20 protein-coding genes and 1 tRNA gene are annotated in these 22,329 nt (G+C 33.5%); 10 read left to right on the plus strand and 11 right to left on the minus strand.

What is annotated here, in order from left to right; genetic code table 11:
* Window positions 1-11 precede the first annotated feature (11 nt).
* Window positions 12-1,862 (plus strand): penicillin-binding protein 2, encoded by a 1,851-nt coding sequence (gene mrdA / locus deia_RS03475; protein WP_146820773.1) that lies wholly within the window; start codon window positions 12-14, stop codon window positions 1,860-1,862.
* A 243-nt stretch (window positions 1,863-2,105) separates the two neighbouring features.
* Here the strand turns inward: mrdA and ilvD are convergent, their stop codons facing one another.
* From ilvD to deia_RS03495, 4 genes are read right to left on the minus strand one after another with little or no spacing between them, the layout of a single operon-like run.
* Window positions 2,106-3,929, minus strand: coding sequence for a dihydroxy-acid dehydratase (gene ilvD / locus deia_RS03480; RefSeq protein ID WP_146820774.1), 1,824 nt, complete (start codon window positions 3,927-3,929; stop codon window positions 2,106-2,108).
* 31 nt (window positions 3,930-3,960) lie between these two features.
* Window positions 3,961-5,034: a hypothetical protein gene (locus deia_RS03485; RefSeq protein WP_146820775.1), complete on the minus strand. Its 1,074-nt coding sequence runs from the start codon at window positions 5,032-5,034 to the stop codon at window positions 3,961-3,963.
* On the minus strand, window positions 5,027-5,452 hold the full coding sequence (locus deia_RS03490) for an ExbD/TolR family protein (protein ID WP_146820776.1): 426 nt from the start codon (window positions 5,450-5,452) through the stop codon (window positions 5,027-5,029). Before deia_RS03490 ends, deia_RS03485 begins: the two co-directional genes overlap by 8 nt.
* An 8-nt stretch (window positions 5,453-5,460) precedes the next feature.
* Window positions 5,461-6,189 carry a MotA/TolQ/ExbB proton channel family protein gene (locus tag deia_RS03495; RefSeq protein ID WP_146820777.1) on the minus strand — a complete coding sequence of 243 codons (729 nt, stop codon included), beginning with the start codon at window positions 6,187-6,189 and terminating at the stop codon, window positions 5,461-5,463.
* Window positions 6,190-6,291: 102 nt separating this feature from the next.
* Here deia_RS03495 and glyS point away from each other — a divergent pair, with 102 nt between their 5' ends.
* The 5 genes from glyS to deia_RS03520 all read left to right on the plus strand — a co-directional run bounded on the left by glyS (window position 6,292) and on the right by deia_RS03520 (window position 11,340).
* A complete protein-coding gene (glyS, locus tag deia_RS03500) occupies window positions 6,292-7,839 on the plus strand; it encodes a glycine--tRNA ligase subunit beta (RefSeq protein WP_146820778.1) in 1,548 nt (515 codons plus the stop codon).
* A gap of 56 nt (window positions 7,840-7,895) precedes the next feature.
* Complete coding sequence (locus tag deia_RS03505; RefSeq protein WP_281284148.1) at window positions 7,896-8,024, plus strand: hypothetical protein; 129 nt, start codon at window positions 7,896-7,898, stop codon at window positions 8,022-8,024.
* A gap of 48 nt (window positions 8,025-8,072) precedes the next feature.
* Window positions 8,073-9,074, plus strand: coding sequence for a hypothetical protein (locus deia_RS03510; protein ID WP_146820780.1), 1,002 nt, complete (start codon window positions 8,073-8,075; stop codon window positions 9,072-9,074).
* An 84-nt stretch (window positions 9,075-9,158) separates the two neighbouring features.
* Entirely contained in the window at window positions 9,159-10,505 is a 1,347-nt protein-coding gene (gene miaB / locus deia_RS03515; RefSeq protein ID WP_146820781.1) for a tRNA (N6-isopentenyl adenosine(37)-C2)-methylthiotransferase MiaB, read from the plus strand.
* A gap of 67 nt (window positions 10,506-10,572) precedes the next feature.
* Complete coding sequence (locus deia_RS03520; protein WP_146820782.1) at window positions 10,573-11,340, plus strand: glycosyltransferase family 2 protein; 768 nt, start codon at window positions 10,573-10,575, stop codon at window positions 11,338-11,340.
* A 37-nt stretch (window positions 11,341-11,377) separates the two neighbouring features.
* Here deia_RS03520 and deia_RS03525 read toward each other — a convergent pair whose 3' ends face one another.
* Window positions 11,378-12,214: a hypothetical protein gene (locus deia_RS03525; protein WP_146820783.1), complete on the minus strand. Its 837-nt coding sequence runs from the start codon at window positions 12,212-12,214 to the stop codon at window positions 11,378-11,380.
* Between the two features lie 83 nt (window positions 12,215-12,297).
* Window positions 12,298-13,176: a hypothetical protein gene (locus tag deia_RS03530; protein WP_146820784.1), complete on the minus strand. Its 879-nt coding sequence runs from the start codon at window positions 13,174-13,176 to the stop codon at window positions 12,298-12,300.
* A 298-nt stretch (window positions 13,177-13,474) separates the two neighbouring features.
* Between deia_RS03530 and deia_RS03535 the strand changes: the two genes are divergently transcribed.
* Together deia_RS03535 and deia_RS03540 are read left to right on the plus strand one after the other, a co-directional pair.
* A complete protein-coding gene (locus deia_RS03535; RefSeq protein ID WP_146820785.1) occupies window positions 13,475-15,004 on the plus strand; it encodes a YifB family Mg chelatase-like AAA ATPase in 1,530 nt (509 codons plus the stop codon).
* Between the two features lie 8 nt (window positions 15,005-15,012).
* Window positions 15,013-17,034, plus strand: a complete 2,022-nt coding sequence (locus tag deia_RS03540; RefSeq protein ID WP_146820786.1) for a ComEC/Rec2 family competence protein — start codon at window positions 15,013-15,015, stop codon at window positions 17,032-17,034.
* On the opposite strand, the gene deia_RS03545 is transcribed toward deia_RS03540, so the two are convergent.
* The 4 genes from deia_RS03545 to deia_RS03560 form a co-directional block, all read right to left on the minus strand.
* Window positions 17,031-18,410 carry a proton-conducting transporter transmembrane domain-containing protein gene (locus tag deia_RS03545; RefSeq protein ID WP_161982844.1) on the minus strand — a complete coding sequence of 460 codons (1,380 nt, stop codon included), beginning with the start codon at window positions 18,408-18,410 and terminating at the stop codon, window positions 17,031-17,033. The genes deia_RS03540 and deia_RS03545 overlap by 4 nt on opposite strands.
* Window positions 18,411-18,417: 7 nt before the next feature.
* Window positions 18,418-19,278 (minus strand): glycine--tRNA ligase subunit alpha, encoded by an 861-nt coding sequence (locus deia_RS03550; RefSeq protein WP_146820788.1) that lies wholly within the window; start codon window positions 19,276-19,278, stop codon window positions 18,418-18,420.
* A complete protein-coding gene (locus tag deia_RS03555; RefSeq protein WP_146820789.1) occupies window positions 19,265-19,981 on the minus strand; it encodes a prepilin peptidase in 717 nt (238 codons plus the stop codon). Before deia_RS03555 ends, deia_RS03550 begins: the two co-directional genes overlap by 14 nt.
* A gap of 51 nt (window positions 19,982-20,032) precedes the next feature.
* Window positions 20,033-20,109 (minus strand) — tRNA-Asp (locus deia_RS03560).
* Window positions 20,110-20,231: 122 nt separating this feature from the next.
* On the opposite strand from deia_RS03560, the gene deia_RS03565 reads away from it, so the two are divergent.
* Together deia_RS03565 and deia_RS03570 are read left to right on the plus strand one after the other, a co-directional pair.
* The gene (locus deia_RS03565) at window positions 20,232-20,438 is read left to right on the plus strand and encodes a hypothetical protein (RefSeq protein WP_146820790.1); all 207 of its coding nucleotides are present in this window, start codon (window positions 20,232-20,234) and stop codon (window positions 20,436-20,438) included.
* A 155-nt stretch (window positions 20,439-20,593) separates the two neighbouring features.
* The gene (locus tag deia_RS03570) at window positions 20,594-21,046 is read left to right on the plus strand and encodes a hypothetical protein (protein WP_146820791.1); all 453 of its coding nucleotides are present in this window, start codon (window positions 20,594-20,596) and stop codon (window positions 21,044-21,046) included.
* 284 nt (window positions 21,047-21,330) lie between these two features.
* Here the strand turns inward: deia_RS03570 and deia_RS03575 are convergent, their stop codons facing one another.
* Window positions 21,331-22,278, minus strand: a complete 948-nt coding sequence (locus deia_RS03575) for a glycoside hydrolase family 3 N-terminal domain-containing protein (RefSeq protein WP_146820792.1) — start codon at window positions 22,276-22,278, stop codon at window positions 21,331-21,333.
* Window positions 22,279-22,329 lie beyond the last annotated feature (51 nt).

Here is a 22,329-nt window from a genome sequence, read left to right on the forward strand (position 1 = left end):
ACAAGTAAAAAATGAGCTTTGATATAACAAAAAGAAATGTATTTAATAGGCGTATATTTGTATTATACCTATTTAAAGGTTTATTAATATTTATAATCCTTGGAAGACTTGTGTTTTTGCAAATCTTTTCCGCAAAGAAATATAAAACAATTGCACGATTAAATGGCATTAAAATACTTTTTAAATCACCAAGGCGTGGAACAATTGTCGATAAAAATGGTGTTTTACTTGCAAGCGTTAAAGTCTCAAAAGCCATTATATTTACAGGAAATATTAACAGTGAAGAAGGTGTAAATATTGTTAGAAATGTATATAAAATAATATATAAAGATAATGAGAAAAAAATTGAATCTTCCTTGAAAAAAGTCATAAGATTTGCAAGAAATAACCCATATTCTGAAATTCTCGTATATAAAAACCTAGATAGTAAAGAGTTTCAAGATGTAGCATTTTATCTACCAAGTTTATCAAATATTCAAATGCGAGATATTTACATCAGGGTTTATAAATTTGGCTATATTTTTGGTCATTTAATCGGATATGTAAAATCTGCAAGTAAAAACATGATAGAATCTACAACCAGCCATATTTTGAAAAAACTATATACCTCCGTTAGTTACTCAATAGGATCCTTCGGTGTAGAACTTGCTGAAAATCAATGGCTATCAGGAGAATATGGCCTAGATGGCGCAAATGTAAATAGATTTGGAAAAGTAATGTCAGTTGATAATATTAAAAACCCAATCGATGGAAATAATATACACCTATCAGTTGAAGTCGGCTTGCAACAAAAAATAGCACAAGAAATAGGCGATAAAGCAGGCGGCGTTGTCGTGATAGATATACATACAGGTGGAATATTGGCACTTTACTCTTCTCCATCTTTTGATCCCAACATATTCCTTTTAAATGATACCTTTGAAGAGGTTGATAAAATAATGAAAGACCCAGAAAAACCATTCTTTAATAGATGTCTTGCGGGACTTTACGCACCAGGATCGACATTTAAACCATGTAGCGCTATTACAGCCGTTCGTAGTGGATGGAATCCAAATCAAAAAATTATGTGCACAGGATCTGCATATTTTGGTAAGCGCGAATATCACTGCTGGAAAAAAGGCGGCCATGGACATGTTGACTTAAATACCGCAATAGCCCAGTCTTGCAATATATACTTTTACACAATAGGAACAAAAATTGATATTGATGAATTATACTATGACGCAAATCAACTTGGCTTTGACCAAGCATATAATCTTGGTATAGGAAATAGCTATAAAGGCTGTATTCCAAATAGAAAGTGGAAAAGAGAAAAGCTAAAAGAAGCTTGGTTTCCAGGTGATACGATTAACTCAACAGTTGGGCAGGGTTATAATCAAGTAAGCGTCCTGCAACTCGCAATTTACGCCGCAAGAATAGCCTCTGGAAAAAAAGTTACACCATCTATATGGAAAAAGTTTGATAAAGTTAATAGTATTGAAACCTATCCTCATAATGAATCCCTTACAGGTACAGAAAGATTTCAAAATATTAATATTGACGATCATTTTCTGCAAATTGCAAGAAATGGTATGTATGAATGTGTCAATGAAAACGGCTCTCTTAGAAAATATGGTGAAAAATATCAAGATGTACAAATTTGCGCAAAAACCGGTACAGCTCAGGTTGTTTCAATGAGGATTGATGCAGACGCCATGCATGGGAATAAATTTGCATCAAATGGCTTATTTTGCGGATATGCTCCATATGACAACCCAAAATATGCCGTCGGAATTATTATTGAAAAGGGTATTTGGGGCGCAGTATCTGCCGCTCCCGTTGGCATGGAGGTCTTGGCTCACGCAGTAAGAAATAAAGTTTAATGCAAATTCTTATTGCTAAAATGCTTCAAATAAAAATTAAACATCTTGGAGACAAAACTTAGCCTTTAGTTTATTTGACCACAACAACAATAATCACTTGATATAAAAAAACATCCCTTCGCTAATTCTATAGAGTAATATAGAAAATCTCCAGTTCTGATAGGTAGTTTTTAATGTTTGATGCGTTTTGAGTTGTGATGTGATGCAGGCTTTAGTGTGCAAAATATCCAGCACTCATCGCACTTAATCAACAATACGAACGGCGCCAAGAGATGCGTTTGAGACGGTTTGCGAATAGAGCTTGAGTGCTTTGGAAATTTTGCGAACTCGTGCGTCTGGTTGCCATAGTTTTTGCCCAAATTTCGCAAGTTTTTCGGCTCTTCGCCTTGCAATTTCGTCGCCCGAGACTTGTAAATTTATCGCTCTATTTGGAATGTCTATCTCAATTTCGTCGCCATCGCAAATTATCGCAATATTTCCGCCCTCTGCGGCTTCTGGCGAAATGTGGCCGATTGAAAGCCCGGAAGTTCCACCCGAAAAGCGACCGTCTGTTATCAAAGCACACTCTTTTCCAAGCCCGATAGACTTTAAATATGTTGTTGGATAAAGCATTTCTTGCATTCCAGGCCCTCCGCTTGGACCTTCGAAACGAATGATGACAACATTACCAGCTTTTACTTTTCCGCTCAAAATTCCACTTACTGCGTCATCTTGACTCTCAAAAACCACGGCTGTACCTTTGAATTTAAGGATTTTTTCATCCACGCCAGCAGTTTTTACAACGCATCCGCTTTGCGCAATATTTCCACGCAAAACCGCAAGTCCGCCGTCTTTTGAATATGCAAAATCGGCAGACCTTATGCACCCATTTTGCCTGTCTAAATCTAGGAATTGGTGATATCTTTCTTGCGAAAAAGCTGTGACGGATTTAACGCCGCCGGGGGCTGCGGAGTACAGAAATTTTGCAACTTTATTGTCGTCATTTTCCGCGTCGTGCTCGGCAATTACATCACAAATTGGCTTGCCATATACAGTTTTGCAGTCTTTATGCAATAAATTTGCCTTCATTAATTGGTTTAAAATCGCCATAATTCCGCCTGCTTTATGAACATCTTCCATGTGAAAATGCGATGATGGCGCAACTTTGCATAGGGTTGGGGTGTCTTTTGAAAGCCTGTCAATATCGGATAAAGTAAAGTCGACCGCCGCCTCATGAGCTATGGCCAAAATGTGTAAAATCGTATTCGTAGAGCCACCCATTGCTATGTCAAGACGCATGGCGTTTTCAAAAGCAGCTTTAGTTGCAATTTCGCGAGGTAAGACGGATAAATCGCCCATTTCATAGCATTTTTTTACATTTTCTGCTATCATTTTCGCGGCTTTTATGAATAATTCTTTGCGAAGGGCGTGAGTTGCAAGTAAAGAGCCATTTGCCGCAAGCCCAAGACCCAGAGCTTCGACTAAACAATTCATTGAATTTGCAGTAAACATGCCGGAACATGAGCCACAGGTTGGGCAGGCAGAATTTTCGTATTCCGCTATTTTTTCATCACTTGCGCTGCTATCACCTGCGATAATCATTGCATCGACCAAATCTACAGATTTTCCACCTTCAGAGGCTATTTTTCCAGCTTCCATCGGGCCACCTGAGACGAAAATCGCAGGGATATTAAGACGCATAGCTGCCATTAGCATTCCCGGCGTTATTTTGTCGCAATTTGAGATGCAAATCATGCCATCAACCTTGTGTCCGTTTATAATATACTCGATAGAATCTGCAATTATGTCTCGTGACGGTAGGGAGTAAAGCATGCCATCGTGTCCCATGGCAATTCCGTCGTCAAGAGCGATTGTGTTAAATTCTTTAGCATTCATGCCATGTTTTTGAAGCTCATCACACACAAGGCGGCCAATTGGTGCAAGATGCGTGTGCCCCGGAACAAACTCAGAAAATGAATTCACAACTGCAATAAGTGGTGCATTTTTATCAAATTTTCCAGTTGCATGCCAAAGACTGCGAGCTCCAGCCATTTTTCTGTCTCTAAATATTGCCGATTTATATTGCATAATACGATAACAAAGCCTATAAATACCATTACTATATTTCAATTTCTGAATATTTAAAATTTACAGAAATCTGCCTCCACTGCTGATAATTTTCACTTCTTAAACCTTTTATATTTTTACAATTTTCAAGCGCTATTTTAACGTTATCCTTAGCAACATTATAGGCTATATTTTGCGATGCATTTAAATACTGTTTTTCCCTTATATTATATGACGATATTTGTCCATTTGGTGAAAAATTTATCAATACCGATACAAATATATCTTTTGGCATTTTAGATTTTAATTGAGTCTGAGTCCAACACGCATGAAGCTGCGCCGCAATGGTATTTTTATCATTTGCTATGCCAGAAACCTCTTTTTCCGTAGATATTCCATCAATATCTGCAACATCTGTAAATCTTGAATCTTTTCCAACCCCGCCATCACTGCCATCTGAAGCTTTTGCGTTTGAGCCACTATCATTTTTAACAGCATCCTTTTTTTGCTTTTCTGATTTTTCCGGTACATCTTTTTTGCTACTTTTGTCGTCATTTTTATTTTTCTGACTCGCCTTCTCTACTTGATTATTATTTATAACATCATTTGATTTACCATTTGCAAAAGATTTCAAGTTATCAATAATTTTACTAACATTATTGCCATCTTTTTCCTTTGCAACTGGCTTTTCTTTAACATCTTTTTTAACAACTTTTTCCTCTTTGTTATTTTTTGTTAAGCTGTTGTCTTGTTTATTTTGCTCATTATTATTCGGATTTTCAGCTACTACTGGAGCATTTTCCCCTGTATTATTCCCACCAGCTTTGCGCATAACGGTTACAGCTACGCGTTTTTCCATTTTTTTCGGTTTTGCAAAAATATACCATGGAAATATTATTACAATAAAAATTATTAAATGTAAAATCAATGCAATTTCTATACCCCTTTTTGGCTTAATATCTTCATCTTCAATGCCAAAAAGATTTGTTAATTTAAGATTATTTTTAAATTTATTGATATAATATTTTAAATCTCTTTTGCCTTCTTTTAGAGATTTATTGGCAAAAAAATCATCAGCTGTAAAAACAATGCTACGCCTTTTTAATTTTCTAAATATCCTAAACATCCTCGGTTACAAGAACAATATTTGTATAATCATTTGTTGCAAGAAGATTGACAAGGCCCATTATATCGCTATATGCCAAATTTTTATCACCTCGTAAAAATATTACATTACTCTCCGGATTTGGATTGCTTTGAGATTTAATTGTATTTACAAAATCGTCTTGTGATACAAATTTATCATTTATATAAAGTATTTTCTTTGCATCAATTGTTACGGTAATGTTTTTATTTTCAAGCTTTATCTCACTTGTTTGCTTTGCCTTGGGAAGATTTATCGTAAGCCCAGATACAATTGCAGGTGTTGCAACCATAAAAACTATTAATAAAACAAGTAAAATATCGACAAAAGGTGTAATATTAATATCCGGTGCAATACCGCTATTGAATTTGTTTTTTTTACTTTTTATTGACGCGCCCATTTGATAAATTAGCTATTTATTCCATTTGCCTGATTGTAATTCTTCACAGAAAAATTATCCAGCTCTCTTGATAAGACATTTGTTAAATCTGTGCCAAATTTATCGATGCTATTTGATATTTCCTCTGCCCTACCAGATAATTTTGCATGAAACGCAACAGCTGGAAGTGCAACAAAAAGCCCTACAGCAGTTGAAAAAAGTGCTTCAGCAATGCCTGGAGCCACGGCGGTAATTGTAACAGATGTAAGATTGGAAAGTGAGCCAAAACTATTCATAACTCCCCATACAGTGCCAAAAAGTCCGATAAATGGCGAAATTGATGCAATTGCTGCAATTTTTCCTATTCCCTTTGTTAATCTATCATTATTTGCAAGCATTGCAGACTGCGCAGCAGCAAGTACTCTTTCCCTAATTCCAACCTTTACAAATTCAACCGCCATAACGGCTTTTGTTACATCGCTTAAAGCCCATTCTTCCATTACTGAGGTAAAAATATTCCCATACATACTCTTAAATTGCCCAGCTTTTACCGTTTTATAAAAATCTTCAAGCATTATTCCAGACCAGAATTTCTTCTCAAATTTTTTGTTTTGCATTTCTATTAAGCGAAAGGCTGAGATTTTTTGAAAAAACATGCTCCATGTTCCAATTGAAAGAACTATAAGTATTAAAAGTACAATTTTTACGACTATATCAGCCTCAATAATACCTTGAACAAGCGAAAAACTATCGGACATTTTATGAATAAAAACAAAACCTCTTTTGTATATAAAAAATAAATTTAAAAAGTCAATTGAAAAATAAAAAAAAGGGTTTATAATGTAAAAAAGTTTATACAAATGAAAGAATTTTTCCTTGAAATATATAGCGAAGAGGTGCCTCCCAGACTGCAAAATTCTTGCAATATTGAGCAAAAAATGGCGGATATTTTTATTGCAAAATTAGCTGAAATTGGCATTTTAATCTCTAGCAATGAAATTGAAATTTACGCAAGTCCACTTAGATTTGTGATAAAATGCAACTTGCCACAAGATATAATTTTAAAAAGTGAGGAAATTCGTGGACCAAAAATATCAGCACCAAAGGCTGCAATTGATGGTTTTTTGTCAAAATATAGCATAAAGCCTGAAAATTTAACGCAAAATGGCGATTATTTTTACTTTAAAAGCCTTGAGAAAAATATTCAAATGCAAAGCGAAATTCCAAATATTATAAAGAAATTTCTGCAAGACGCAAGTAAAATTTGGCCACAGACAATGCGTTGGTGCGGCACTTTTGAGTGGATTCGTCCGATTAGAAATATTTGCTGTCTTTTTGATGGCAAAAAAATTGCGATAGATATTGATAAAATACCCTCAACAAATGAGATTACTGGTCATAAATTTGCATCAAAAATAGAAAAAAAAGAGGTAAACTCCGCAAGTGATTATTTTGAATTTATTAAAAGCCAAGGCATTATTTTAGATAAACACCTTCCACAGCAGGATTTTGCAAGAAAAAATGTGATTTTATCAAATGAAATTGTGAAAAATGTTGACAGTCAAAATGTTGTAAGTGAAATTGCTGGGCTTTGTGAAATTCCCCATATTCTATCTGCAAAAATCGATGAAAAATTCATGATACTTCCTCATAAAGTTATAACGACTGTAATGATAAGCCACCAAAGATATATACCAATTGTCAAAAACGGCGATCTGCAAAGGGATTTTGTGATAGTTGTGGATAAGAAAATTACCTCCAACGCGCAAGAAAACTCAATTATAATGGGTAATTCTAAAGTTTTAAACGCTCGCCTTGAAGATGCGTTGTTTTTCTATAATAAGGATTTAAAAACTGATAAAAAAGAGCTTGAAAATGGCTTGAAATCTGTTATTTTTCATCCAAAAGTTGGATCGCTTTTTGAGCGTCTTAAACGCATTAAATGGGTTTTTGAAAAACTTGATGAAAATCACAAAAACATCGATGCAGAAAGCATAATTTTGCACTCAAAACTCGATCTTTGCACGCAAATGGTTGGTGAATTTCCGGAGCTTCAGGGCTATATGGCGCTTTGCTATTTTAGTAAAATCGATAACTTTAAAATACTAAAAGAAATTGCGGAAAATCAATACAAAAACCCAGATGCAATCGGTGAAATCGACAGATTATCTGCGCAATTTTTACTTGCAGAGTGGATTGAATACTGCCTCAGCTTGCTTTGTGCGGGCGAGGTTCCAACTTCATCTCGTGACCCGCTTGGAATTCGCAGAAGGCTGAAAAACATTAAGGTTTTTGCGCAAAAATACAATTTTAGTGAAGATGTAGCGTCAACATTAGCAGGCAACTTCGGTTCTGAATTTTTCCCCAAAAATACCTGCGATGTAAAGAAAATTATCGATCAAATCTAACCATATTCATTTATTCTGGTAAAAAATATACACCTTAACTTTGTGAAAAAGCCTGCATTAAAACATACGGATGTCAGATGAATGTTTACGATTCCGAGCGTATGCATGACATGATGAATGCGATAGGATATGAAGTTTTTGATGATTACAAAGGTGCGGAAATTATAAGAATAAAAAAACCTTGACTTTTATGCTAAAATAACATTACATTACTTTGCAATTCATTTTTAAATATGAAAATATCGTACCTTGTTGCGCTTTTCTTGCTAACTTGTTGCTCTATTTACCAAAAAAAACAGCTAGATTGCGTCAAAGAATATTGCCACATGAAAGCTGATAAAAAAGGCTTTTTTTCCGATTATTACTATCAAATTTCCCAAAACGCTAAAAAAGATAAGCCAATTTACATCGCAATTATGCCAAATAATACACCCGGAACTGTAATTCCAGACGACGAATCTGACTATCAAGAAACCTTCCGTGGCTTTGCAAGAACTAGGTGGATGAAATCAAATATTAGCAGGCTACTTCGGGAAAAACTCGAAATTGCAACCCTTGTTCCGGCATTTCCAACGCAAAATAATAGTGGCGTTTATTCAAATCTTTTAAATGATAAATCCATGAATCATAAACGAAAAAGATGGAACAGAGTTGACTTGCAGTTGATAAAAATTATCGAAGATGCAAGAAAAAATCTGGAAAAACAAGGCTATAAAGTGCATGAAAAAGTGCTATTTTACGGCTTTTCGTCTCAGGCGGATTTTGCAAATAGATTCGCGCTTTTACATCCGCATCTTGTAAAAGCCGTTGCAGTTGGCGGAATTGTTGACTACATAACCCCTCCAATTTCGGAATATAAAAATAAAAAGCTAAATTATCCAGTTGGAATAGCGGATATTGATGCCATCGGCAAGCATGAATTCAGCCTTGACGCGCTAAAAGATGTCAAATTTTTCTGGTTTGATGGAAATGACGATACAAATACAACATTTAATAAACACTACGGCGTTTGGAAAAATGAAGATATAGACTTGATATATGAGATTTTTGCAGGTAAAAAATACGATGAAAAGAAACTATATGATGCGAAAATTCTAGAAAATGTGCTTAAAATTATGAAAGAAAAAAATATAAATTTTACATATAAACGATATAAAAATGTAAGGCACGACTTCACAAACGAGATGAAAAACGACGTGGTTGAGTTTTTCTCAAAAATTACTACAGAGAAATAAGATTTATAAAAAAAATATTGACTTTAAAATACAAATATAAAGCTATATAGTAACTTTTCACACTTTTGCTGTAAAATTTATTTTATGAAAAAAGCCTGCATAAAAACATACGGATGTCAGATGAATGTTTACGATTCCGAGCGTATGCATGACATGATAAAGGCTATGGGATATGAAGTTTTTGATGATTACAAAGATGCGGAAATTGTAATTTTAAATACATGTCATATTCGTGAAAAGGCGGCGGAAAAAATATATTCCGAGCTTGGGCGTATTAAATTTGAGAAAAATCGCCTGCAAAAAGAGGGTCGTGATATGATAATTGTAATGGCTGGATGCGTGGCGCAGGCGGAAGGTGAAAGCGTTTTTATGCGTGCAAAATATGTTGATATTGTAGTTGGGCCAGAGTCATATCAGAGCCTACCGGAATTGATAAAAAAAGCTCAAAATGGCGAGAAAAAGCTTATAAATATTGACTTTTCGCCAGATGATAAATTTGATAAATTACCTGAGGAAAGCCTTACTAAAACAAAATCATCAGCTTTCGTTACAATTCAAGAAGGTTGCGATAAATTCTGTGCATTTTGCGTTGTTCCATACACTCGTGGCGCCGAATTTTCAAGAAAAGTGGACGATGTTATAAAAGATGTTGCAAGAAATGTTGAAAACGGCACCAAAGAAATAGTTCTTCTTGGTCAAAATGTCAATAGCTATCATGGAATATGTGAAAAAGGCAAGACATGGAGACTTTCTGATTTAATCGCCAAAATCGCAGAAATTAAGGGTCTTGAGCGTATAAGATACACAACATCGCACCCGTGCGATATGACAGATGACTTAATTGCTATGCATGGATATGAAAAAAAGCTAATGCCACTGCTTAATTTACCTGTTCAATCAGGGTCTGATAAAATACTAAAAGCCATGAATAGAAAACATAGCCGCCAGTTTTACATAGATTTAATGAAAAACATTAAAAAAACTCGCCCAGATATTATATTTTCCTCTGATTTTATCGTTGGTTTTCCAGGTGAAACCGATGAAGACTTTAATGACACGCTTGACATGGTCCGCGAAATTGGTTTTTGCGCTCAGTCATTTTCATTTAAATACTCTAAACGCCCTGGAACTCCAGCTGCCGACTGGGAAAATCAAGTTGATGAAGAGGTAAAATCCGAGAGGCTCAAAATCTTGCAAGACTTGCTTGAAAACCAGCAGCACACGTTTAACAACACAATGCTTGGCATGACAATTCCTGTTTTATTTGAAGACAAGCCGACACGATATGAGGGCCAAATTGCAGGCAGATCCGAGTATTTACAAATAGTGCTTTGCGATATAAACGGCGATAAGACAGACTACATACACAAAATCCATAATGTCAAAATCACCGCCGTAAATAAAAATAGTCTATCTGGCGTTATTATTTAATAATTAGTCAAATACATATTGTAATTTATTTTTTTATTTCTTTAGATGAACTAGATTTGTTATTTTTATGAAACTTCCTGTTAGCGTAGCGATTATTACATATAATGGCGAAAATATAATTGATAAATGTTTAGAAAAATTAACAAATTTCATCGAAGTTGTAGTTCTTGACTCAGGAAGTAGCGATAAAACTATAGAGATAGCAGAAAAATACGATAATTGCAAGATATATTACAATAAATTTGAGTCATTTCCAAAGCAGAAAAATCTTGCCATTAGCTTTTGCACTCAAAAATGGATATTAGTTCTTGACCAAGATGAAATCCTGACAGACAAAGCACTATCAATGATCGCCAATATTGTAAATAACAATAAACTTGAGTGTTTACGGCTCTATATGAAAGAATATTTTCTTGGAAGGATATTATCAACACCATCATGCGGTAGAATTAAGCTTTTTCCACAAGGCAAGGCTCATTTTGATGAAAATATCATAGTACACGAAAAATTAATTTTATCAGATGAATTAAAAATTATAGATAAAGGCGGATGCTTTATTCATTACAGCACAGAGTCAATCGAGCAATATATAGCAAAAATTAATAAATATTCAAGCCTTTCTGCAAATAGTAAATATTTAAAAGGTAAGCGTTTCTCACGCTTAAAATGCTTTACAATATTTCACATAAACCTTATAAAATTTCTCATTTTTAAAGGTGAAATCTTTAAAGGAAAAGAAACGATAATATCTGCATTTATAGCATCTTTTTACGCATTCATAAAAGAAGTAAAGTTACTTGAGGAATCTGTCAAAAGGAATACAAAAGAAGATTAAACCTAAATTTACAAGTTATTTACTACAACTTCGTTGATTATACAACAGGAGTTAAGAATTCCATAATACATCCGTTTGATCCGTTATCAGATGAGTTTGATGTATATCCAGTTCCGGTTAAATTCGCAGTGTCGCAACATAGGGTTGCAGCTCCAGTAGCTGGGTTATTAGCCAACAAGTTACCAAAATTACATTTACCATCATCTATTTTCAAGTCAAGTTCACTTGCAACAGTTGCAGCAAGAGCGCCAGCTTGACCAACATTACCACTTCCGCCAAAAGTTAATTTTGCAGCAGTTGTCATTTGCCCATATCTAAATAGATATATTTTTGGCGATGGATTTGGCCCACCAGTTGCAAGAGAGCCAATACTTGAATTATTTGCAGAAGTTACAAAAAATGCTAGTGAGTCATCTATCGATGATGTTGGTAAGAAGGTTTTGGATACTAAATCGTATAATTTAGCAGTAGCACTTGCACTTTCTGCAATATTAATATTGAAAGAAATGAATTTACCCAAGTACAACTCTCTAAATACAATAGATGCAACTTCATCTGCTACATACCCTTGACCAGTTGCTGTCGCTGGTAATGCCGCTATATCAGCAAGCAAAAAGGTATTTCCTGCAGCTGCACCTGTTAATTTTGCAGCAGGAGTATCACCTGCATATGTACCATTTACCTGTTTATACTGTATTAAACCTTCACTAATATTTGATATATCAACACTGTGTTTATGTATTTTATAAACCCTAACGGCAATAGCAACTATCTTAATTGTACCAACGGTAAGTCCAACACTAATAATCAAAACGGCTATTATTTCTATAATTAAATACAAGGCCCTTTTCTTTCTACGAAAGTTTTTTTTCATAAAATAAACTCTAATTATACACACTATAATCAATCATAATTAAAATGCAAGTTTTTTTTTATTTATTATAAAAAGCTAATATATCAGTACTTTCTAAAGCTTTTTCGTAAGCTAGATAATGGCAATTTTAATGATAATGACTGACTAAAACTCTGCAAAGACTGTAATTCATTTATAGACTTTACCTTGTAAATATCTTGAAAATTAAATATTTGGCTTGGCATGTCTTCATTTGTGGTAACAATTGGCATTTTTAGTTGCATTTTTGTAGCATTTGCACCTTGAGATAACGAGTTATTTTTAACAATAAAATCTTTTTTTATCAAATTTTTACTTGAATAAACTGAATTTTCAACAATCAAGCTATTGCTTAAAGCAAGATTTATAAATTCTGATATTTTTCTTGGTGAATTAGTGCATAATTCGTCAATTTTGCGACAAAACTCCTTACTATAAACACCCTTGCTTGGAATTTTATCTTTTATATTTGCAAAACGCATTGCAATCTCATAAGCAATTAGCCTTCCACAATTATAATCGTCTGTTTGTCTATTTTTTGATAATGAAGATTTGCCAAAAAAAACAACATCCTTGGCTGTTTGAATTAATACCTCTCTTCTAAGTAATAAATTAAAGGAATCAACAATATCGAGTTTATCATTTTTATCATATTTAATAGGTCTATTTTTTGTAGAATGTGTTGTAAAACTGCATCCATTATTTCCAATGACAAGCTCACCCCACATCCAATGCCCATCGTGCAAAATTGGTATCAAAAAAGTTTTACCAATAGCGCTTTTATCCTTCATTTTACTTGCAATAAAAATAGCGATGTCTTTGATGCGATAAGAATCTAAATTATTAATAACTTCAATATTTGGACTGGTTTCATTGCTATGAACTTTAACAACCTCACTAAGAGCTTCGTTTACTTGACCTGTATTCCAATATTTCTGTTGCATACTTTAAAAAATTAATACAAAAGTTATTATAATTTTATAATAATAAATAGCAAGCATTTTTTGGTTTTTACGGTAATTACACACTAAAAACATATCATAATACTGTTTATTTTTATTATATTTATTACATGTATCTTATATTGAACATTAAATTAAAAAATACCATTATCGAAACAGAAAGATTGGCTTCTTTCTTTTTATTTTCATTAAATAAAAATGATACAAAAACCAAATTTTAGAAATAAATGCTTGATAAATAAAATAATACAATTATTATGCGTCAAAACTTTTGTAAAAAATGTCAAGTTTGTATATCAAGACTGTAGCTTTTGAGGGTATTGATATAATTGAAGTTGAGGCGCAGGTGCATATTGCAAATGGAGCTCCATCACTTACTATTGTAGGTCTTGGTGATAAGGCTGTTAAAGAATCAAGGGATAGAATAAAAGCGGCAATTTCTTCACTTGGGCTTGCGCTTCCTGCAAAACGAATTACTGTAAATCTTGCACCATCTGATGTAATTAAAGAAGGTGCGCATTTTGACTTGCCGATTGCGATTGGAATTTTGGCTGCTATGAATATAATTAGCATTGAAGAGGCATCGAAATATATTATACTTGGCGAGCTTGCACTAGATGGCAGAATTTTACCTGTACTTGGCGTGCTTCCAACAAGTATTTACGCAAATACAATAGAACATGGGCTTATTTGCTCTGTTTATAATGGTCAAGAAGCTGCGATGTCAAGTAGTGAAATTGAAATTGTAGCGGTTGAAAATTTACAGCAACTAGTTAATCATTTAAAGGGTATTCAATTTTGCAAAAGACCCGAATTTGACGCAAGCGTTTTTAATGCAAGCGGGAAGTTTTATGGTGATTTCTACGATGTTCGTGGGCAATATGGTGCAAAAAGAGCTCTTGAAATTGCGGCAATCGGCGGGCATAATATATTAATGTATGGCCCTCCTGGAACTGGAAAATCTATGCTTGCGCAAAGGGTTTTGTCGATTTTACCACAAATGACACCTGCAGAAATTTTGCAAACTAGTGTAATTCGATCCGTCGCGGGTGAGCTTCGTGATAATACATTTAGTGCGGAAAGACCTTTTAGAGACCCGCATCACTCAACATCAATGCCTGCTATGATTGGCGGTGGGAAAAATGCAAATCCAGGTGAAATTTCACTTGCGCACAATGGAGTTTTATTTTTAGACGAGCTTGCCGAATTTCCTAGGCAATTACTAGATAGTTTGCGTCAGCCAATTGAAAGTGGATATATTAACGTTTCGCGCGCCAACAAACATGTGACTTATCCAGCAAAATTTCAGTTAATTGCAGCGATGAATCCTTGTAAATGCGGATATTTTGGAATAGCGGAAAAGGAATGTAAAAAAGTTCCACTTTGCGCGCAAGATTATCAAGGTAAAATCTCAGGCCCCATAATGGACAGAATTGATATACATGTTCAGGTTTCAAATTTTACACCGTCTCTTGACGACGATGGCTCAGACAGAGGTGAAAAAAGTGAGGTTATAGCAAAAAGAGTTGAGTATGCAAGGGCTGCTGCGCGTGAGAGATATAAAAATGAGGGTATATCACTAAATAGTGAGTTAATTGGGGATCAAATAAGCAAATATTGCGTTTTGTCTATTAAAGCTCGTGATATTATGCAAAATGCTATTGACAAAATGGACTTATCCATGCGTTCTCATAACAAGATTTTAAAAGTTGCACGAACAATAGCAGACTTAAATAAACACGATGTAATCGAGGAAAAAGATTTATTTGAGGCACTTGCCTATAGATCAAAACTTGTTGTTAAAGGTTGAATTCTTTTGTGAAGATTAAGAGAAATTGGTTAGCAGATTTTCGTGAAAAGGCACTGTATATAATGTCGCAGGAGCGAGATAACTTGTTTTCAATATTACCAGTTTTCACAATGTGCGGTATTATATTATTTTACAAGTACAACATAAGACCGAGTTTTGAGATTTTATGTCTATCATTAATAACATCTTTCATATTTGCCATTATTTATCACAAGATTATTCAGAAAATAGCGTTAGTAATGTTGTTTCTTGTTCTTGGTATTGCGGCAAGTAAATATAGATATTTAAGCATTAATCATCATTTAATTAAAAGAAGCCTTTCAAATATTAATGTAGCCGGAGAGATAGTAAATATTTATAGCGGACTTGATACATCAAAAATAGTATTACAAAATATTAGCGTAGATAAAGAAAATCGTTCAAATTTCCCGCCAAAAATACAATTTAAGATTGACAATAAATACATTAAAACAAAATTACAAAGCGGAGATATTATAGATTTTAATTGCGATATTTTTCCATTGCCAAGGCCAGTTTATCCAAATGCGTATAATTTTTCCGAGGTTTCAAGATATAAAAGTATTGGCGGCATTGGCATTGCAAAAAGCGATGTTGTTGTCGTCAAAAATGCCAAAAAGACTGGCTTTAACATGATGATAGAAAATATAAGAATATTTATTGATGAGAGATTTGCAAAAAATATTGAAAATCCAGATGCAAGAGGGGTTGCAATGGCGTTATTTACCGGAAATAAAGGTCATCTTAGTCAAGAGACATTAAACGATATTAAAAAAGCCGGTCTGTCGCATCTTTTAGCAATTTCTGGAATTCATATATCAATTATTGCACTTAGCACCTTTTCAATAGCACGATGGATAATGAGTTTATCAAGTTATATGACATTGCATTTTGATATAAAGAAAATATCTGCTATTATTGCAATGATTGTGAGTTTTATTCACTTGGAAATAAGCGGAATTCCGATATCTGCATTTCGGAGTTTTATAATGTTTTCAATTGGTTTAATTGCAATATTACTCGATAAATCAACATGTTCAATAAGGGTAATTAGTGCAACATTTTTCTGCATTATTTTACACAAGCCTGAGCAGATTTTTGATCCATCTTTGCAAATGTCTTTTATGGCAGTTTTAGGATTAATTGGCGGAATGCGTCCAATTTCAAAGTTTATAGAAAACAGATATGGTGACGGCGGGCGATTAATGAAGTTAGGGCTTTATATTTTTGCAATTCTTATTTCTTCTAAAATTGCAACCATTGCAACTATTCCATATACAATTTATCATTTTAATCAATATTCCAATGTTGGGTTATTATCAAATATAGTAGCCGTTCCACTAGTTGAGTTTTTAATTATTCCACTTGGCGTTATTTCTATTTTATTATCTGGATTATTTTTAGGTCTTGATGTTATTGTAATGAAGATATTGTCATTTATGATAAGCATTTTTCTATATATTGCTTATACTTCAGCGGATGTAAAATGGTCTTACTCCATTGTTCGTGAAATGCCCATGGTGTCTGTATTTTTATACACGATAGGGTTTATCATTTTATTTACAATGCGAACGAAGATAAGATTTATTGGAATATTTCCCATAATTTGCGCAATATTATTGCATGTAATTCAGCCAAAGCAGATAATTATTATTGGCAAGATTGAAAAAGATGTTGTATTTTTGCACGATGGCATATATTATGCCAAAGAGCAATTATCAAGTGATTTTTTAAAGAATATCTGGCAGGGAAGAGTTGGGCAAAGTGATGTTATGATAGCAGATAAAGAAATATTGAATAAATATTTCAGTAAAGATAAATTTGAAAATGAAAATATTGTTGTTTATTTCAATTTACCACTTGATGGTGAAAATATTTGCAAGCATGGAAAGAGGGTATATATTGTTAATCCAAGCCCTGAATATAAAAATTTAAGAAAAAGATGTAAGGTAAATATTGTAAAAAAGTGGCAAATTACCGCTCAGGGTGCATTTGTGATATACGAGCATTAAAGAGGTAGGATGATTTTAAAATACATCATAAGATTTAGAATTATTATTAGGGATACTGATATTTTCATTCTGTAATCTACTGCATGAAGTTCATAGTTTTGTTTTGTTGGTCTGCAAAATGCAAAATAAGGTATTTTACCAAGATACACAACTGCCGATAAACTAGTAAAGAATATTGTTAGCATAATAATTGTATTTTCATGAATTAAATGATGTATTATTTCATGTTTAATATGATACATTGCAGACCCGTGTATGCCAAGTATACCGATAATTCCTATTAAGAATGCGCCAAAACCAAAGGGTGCAAGATTACCAAGGCCGCTAAGCTCTATGTAGCTTGATTCATGGGTTGCTTTATATATTATTCCATTTGAATAAAATAAGATAATTTTTACAATTCCATGCGCAAAGGCATAATACATAACAATATTCATTATATCTTCATTAAATGTTGCGATTAATGCTATCATAATTGAAAGATGCGCAATAGTTGAATATGCAAGGCGGGCTTTGATTTCATATTTTTTCTGAGCAACGAGGGATGCTATAATTGCGCCAAGTATACCTATCCATGCTGCCCAATTTATACCAAAGAATAGCTCAAGTGAATTTTTTAGCAATTTGGCACCAAATGTGTTGTAGGTTATTGTAAGTAGCATAAATATTCCGGTTTTTACAACGGCAACAGCGTGTAAAAGACCGCTAACTGGGGTTGAGGCTATCATTGCAGTAGGCAGCCATCCATGAAATGGTATAGCGGCAATTTTCCCTATTCCATATAGCATGCATAGATATAAAACCTCTATTTCAGCCGCTTTTAAGCCAGCACCCGTGAGTATTCCATCTGTTGCAAAGTTTAGATTACCGCATTTGTGATATATAAACATTATCGACGGAAGCAGTAATGAAAGTGATGGTATTATTAGGTAAAGAAGATATTTTCGTGCTGCATCAATTGATGCTTTATTTTTTGTAAAGCATATAAGGGGATATGTTGATAGGGTTAAAGTTTCATAGAATATAAACATTGTAAATAGGTTTTCTGATATTGATACGCAAAATGCTGATATTGCGCTAAAGGCGTAAAGTGCGTTAAATCTTGACTTTGCACTATTGTGGAATTCTTTATTATATCCAAGGCAATATATAAATGAGCAGAAGTAAAGTGTTCCTATTAACATGCCAAAAATTGTACCATTTGGCGTTGTAGCAAAGCTTATTGATATACTGCCGCTAATTTGAACGATATGTTGTTTAAATTTGATATAACCAAGGTTCATTAAAACTGAAACAATCAGCAAAGATGACGATATAATGCCAAAAAGAGCGTCAAAAAAATATATTGATATTTTTTGTTTTATTTTATTTATCATAGTATTATTATTTATCACCGTATTTTTCCATCCATTTTTCGCATGCAATTTTGACCGCTTTGCGAACTTGAAGTAATTTATTTGCTCTATCGTTTTGCGATAAATATCCTCTTGCATCAAGAATATTTAGTATATGGCTTGCCTTAAGACAATATTCATAGCCCGGAATTATACAGTTATTTTCAAGTAAATTTTGACCGTGCATTAGCAATTCTTCGAAATTTTTTGTTAAAAACTCCTTATCCATTTGATAATTTTGATAATAGTCTGAATATTCGCATTCTATATCTTTTGTGTGAATATCGCTATATTTTGAGCCATTTTTACTCCATTTTATATCAAAAACACTCTGAACATTTTGAACATACATTGCAACTCTTTCAAGCCCATATGTAAGCTCTACCGGAACAGTTTTACAAGGCAGGCCGCCCAGTTGTTGCATGTATGTAAATTGCGTAATTTCCATATTATCACACCAAACTTCATAGCCCATTCCAGTTGCGCCAATTGATGGATTTTCCCAGTTATCTTCGACAAATCTAAAGTCGTGTAGATTTTTGTCTATTCCAAGCTGTGCAAGACTTTCTATGCAAAGCTCTTGTATATTTTGCGGAACTGGCTTCATTATCACTTGAAATTGATAGTATCCACCGAGGCGATTTGGATTTTGAGCAAATCTTGCATCTTTTGGCCTTCTGCAAAATTGAGTTTGGCATATATTCCAAGGTTTTGAGTCCAAAACTCGCATGGAGGTCATTTGATTAAGGGTTGCAGCGCCAGCCTCAACATCACAAGATTGAAGTATCGTGCAGCCTTGCGCTTGCCAATACTTTTCAAGTGTATCAATAATTTCTTCAAACGTTAACATATTTTGATAAAATAACCGTTGTTATCAAAAACCACACGCCATTTATACAGCTTGCAAAATGGCTACCCTTATTATATTTATATGAAAAAATAAATGACAAGAGAAAAATTGGTAAAAGTAAAATTATCATTTTTGCATTTACAATTGACAGTAATATTAATGAAAATCTAAAATCAAGTTGGGCAATTTTTAATTTACGAGAAAGTAATAGCAGTGCTGCTGTAGATATATATACGCCAATGCAATGATTAATAGGGTCAAAATTATGATTATTGTAAAGTAGGCTGAAAATCCCCGAAGATAGAAGTATCCATAGTGCATTTGGATATGTTTTTTTATTTTGTATATATATTGCTATATTCATTATTGTAAACGATGAAATTATTGCTTTTGTTATCATGAAATCTATATTTGAGTGCCATAAAATAAATATCAGCATTCCAATCATCATGTTTGAAAGCTCAACTATTGTGTAAATTGGTGGTATTTTATATTTTCCACATCTGCAAGTTTTACTAACAAATAAATATCGATAAAGTGGTAAATAGTCTGGAAATGGTATATTTATTTCGCAGCCTCCGCATGTTGGTTTTCGTTGAGAACCACTCATACAAAGATCCCTTGGAATGCGGAAAATCATAGCAGTAGTAACATTACCAAGCATTGTTATTGCAATGGTAAATATTAGACAAAAAAAGAGCATAACAAATCTTTAACAGATAAAAACTACACTAATTTGTGCTGCAATGAGTTATGGCGGAGATGACGGGACTTGAACCCGCGACCTCTGCCGTGACAGGGCAGCGCTCTAACCAATTGAGCTACATCTCCAAAGCACACAAACATAACGATGTTTTTTTAATTGTCAAGAAAAATGATGATTTATTTTTTAATTTTTGTCTTGACTTTTATTGAATCTTGTAAGTCTAATGAATTATATTTTTGATATTTATATGTTTAAATTTACTTTACTTTTAATTGTTGCATTTGGCATTTCATCTTGCTGCGGTTGCAAAAAGCATCACCATCATGACAAAAATGATCGTCAACATGAAATGGACAAAAAAGATGAAAAAATGGAAGCTCGTGATGTAAAAAATCATGATGCAAAATCTGAGAAAAAAAGCTCTTCTGAAAAGAAAAACAACTCTCGTAAGTAATTATTTGCCTAGGCTTGTCTTTTGGCAAGTCTAGCCTTTGCTATAATTTTACTAAGATTTTCATCTTTTTTCGAGGTTTAAAATTTCTTTTGAAATATTTTTTCTTGACACAAAAGAAGTCATCTTATCTAATATTAGATGTTAATAGTAAAATTATGGATAATTATAGTACAAATTACGAAACGCAAAATAGCACTACTCATACATACAATGGAACTTTATATTCACGCGCATACAATAGGCAGGACACTGTACTTAGTAACGAAAGTAATGTGGTAAATGATCAGGCACAAAGCGTTAATACTGTTTCTGCTGAATATAATTCAAGTCAACAACTTAATTTCCAATTGAATTCCGCTGAAATAGGCAGCTATAATGCAGTGGATATTGATAATACAAATCAAAAAGAAAGCATTGGCCAAAAAAATGATTTTAATATACCGCCTGACAATGAGCAAAGTGTTGGTTTTATAAACAAAACGCAGTTAGCACAGCAAAATATTTATAGTCAATTACATAAATGCAATTTAATGCGTGGGGTGAATATAAGGCAAATTCAGTCCCTAAAAAAGCAAAATTCCAGTGATTCGTTAGGAAGTAGTAAGTAATTTATCTTCCGCGACCAGTTTGTAGGTAGTTTTTTTGATGAATTAAGCCAGTCACGAACTGATATAGTGAAAGTAAATTACTTTATATTATTTGTCCAGCAAAACCTCACTCATCTCCTGCAAATTTCCGCTGCAGTGCATTACTATATCGCAGCCTGCAAATGATGGTTTTTGGATAAATAATTGAGATAGAAAAAATCAACGAGAGTAAAATTAGGCTAAAAAGAAACAGTTTTTGTAAAATGTATTACCAAAAAAGTGACGATATTCGAAATACAGTTTCATTAGTCAGCAATGCCACTTAAAATCCCACTCATTTCCTGCAAATTTCCGCTGCAGTGCATTACTATATCGCAGCCTGCACTCAAACACTCGGATGATATTTTTCTAAGAATTTTACACCTTTCATGGTTTGTTTTATATTTCTTAGTTGCATAAAAATTAACATCCTCATAGCCAGATGATAGATTTTTATCAAAATGTTTAATTAAAGCCCCCATTTCAATTGCATCGGTGAGGATAAGCCCTTTAAATATATTCGTTTTGATGTAGTCTATAGCTGTTTTTGATACAGAAAATGGGGCGGTTTTATCAAGGCAGTCGTAAATTATATGCGATGTCATGGCGATATTACAAAGCTTGTCAAGTCTTTTAAAGACTGCAAAATCTGTATTTTCAAGGGTTAATATATCGCTTGAAATACGTGGAATGTCTATGTGGCTATCAATATTTGCCCTTCCGTGCCCTGGGATATGCTTTAAAACGCAATCAATACCTTCGTTTTTGGAAATTTCGATAAATTTTGAGCAATATTTTACAACTTCATCGACATCTTTCCCAAAAGATCTATCGGATATTAAAGGCGTGTCAACTTTATAGTTTATATCGCAAACAGGTGCGAAATTTATGTCAAATCCAAGGTTTTTCAGTTCAATTGACATATTTTTAACACTTTGCTCAAATTCAGATTCGGAAAGTTTTGTCATTTCCTGTGCAGATGGATATTTTTGCGTAAAGTTAATTCTTTGAACCCTGCCGCCTTCTTGGTCGATGCAGATTTTTACATGGCTTCCAAGCTTGTTTTTAATTTTTGCATTAAGACCCAAGACTTGCTCGCGCGATCCAATATTTCTTGCAAATAATACAATGCCATAAAGATTTATTTTAGACAAAAGATTAATTTCGTCGTCTATTAAATCTAGCGAATTTATGCCAAAAATATAACTCTTCACAAAAAAATAAAATTATTTATATTTTTACTTGATTTTTTTAAATTGCAAGAT

The sequence above is a fragment of the Candidatus Deianiraea vastatrix genome (assembly GCF_007993655.1).
GTDB lineage: Bacteria > Pseudomonadota > Alphaproteobacteria > Rickettsiales > Deianiraeaceae > Deianiraea > Deianiraea vastatrix.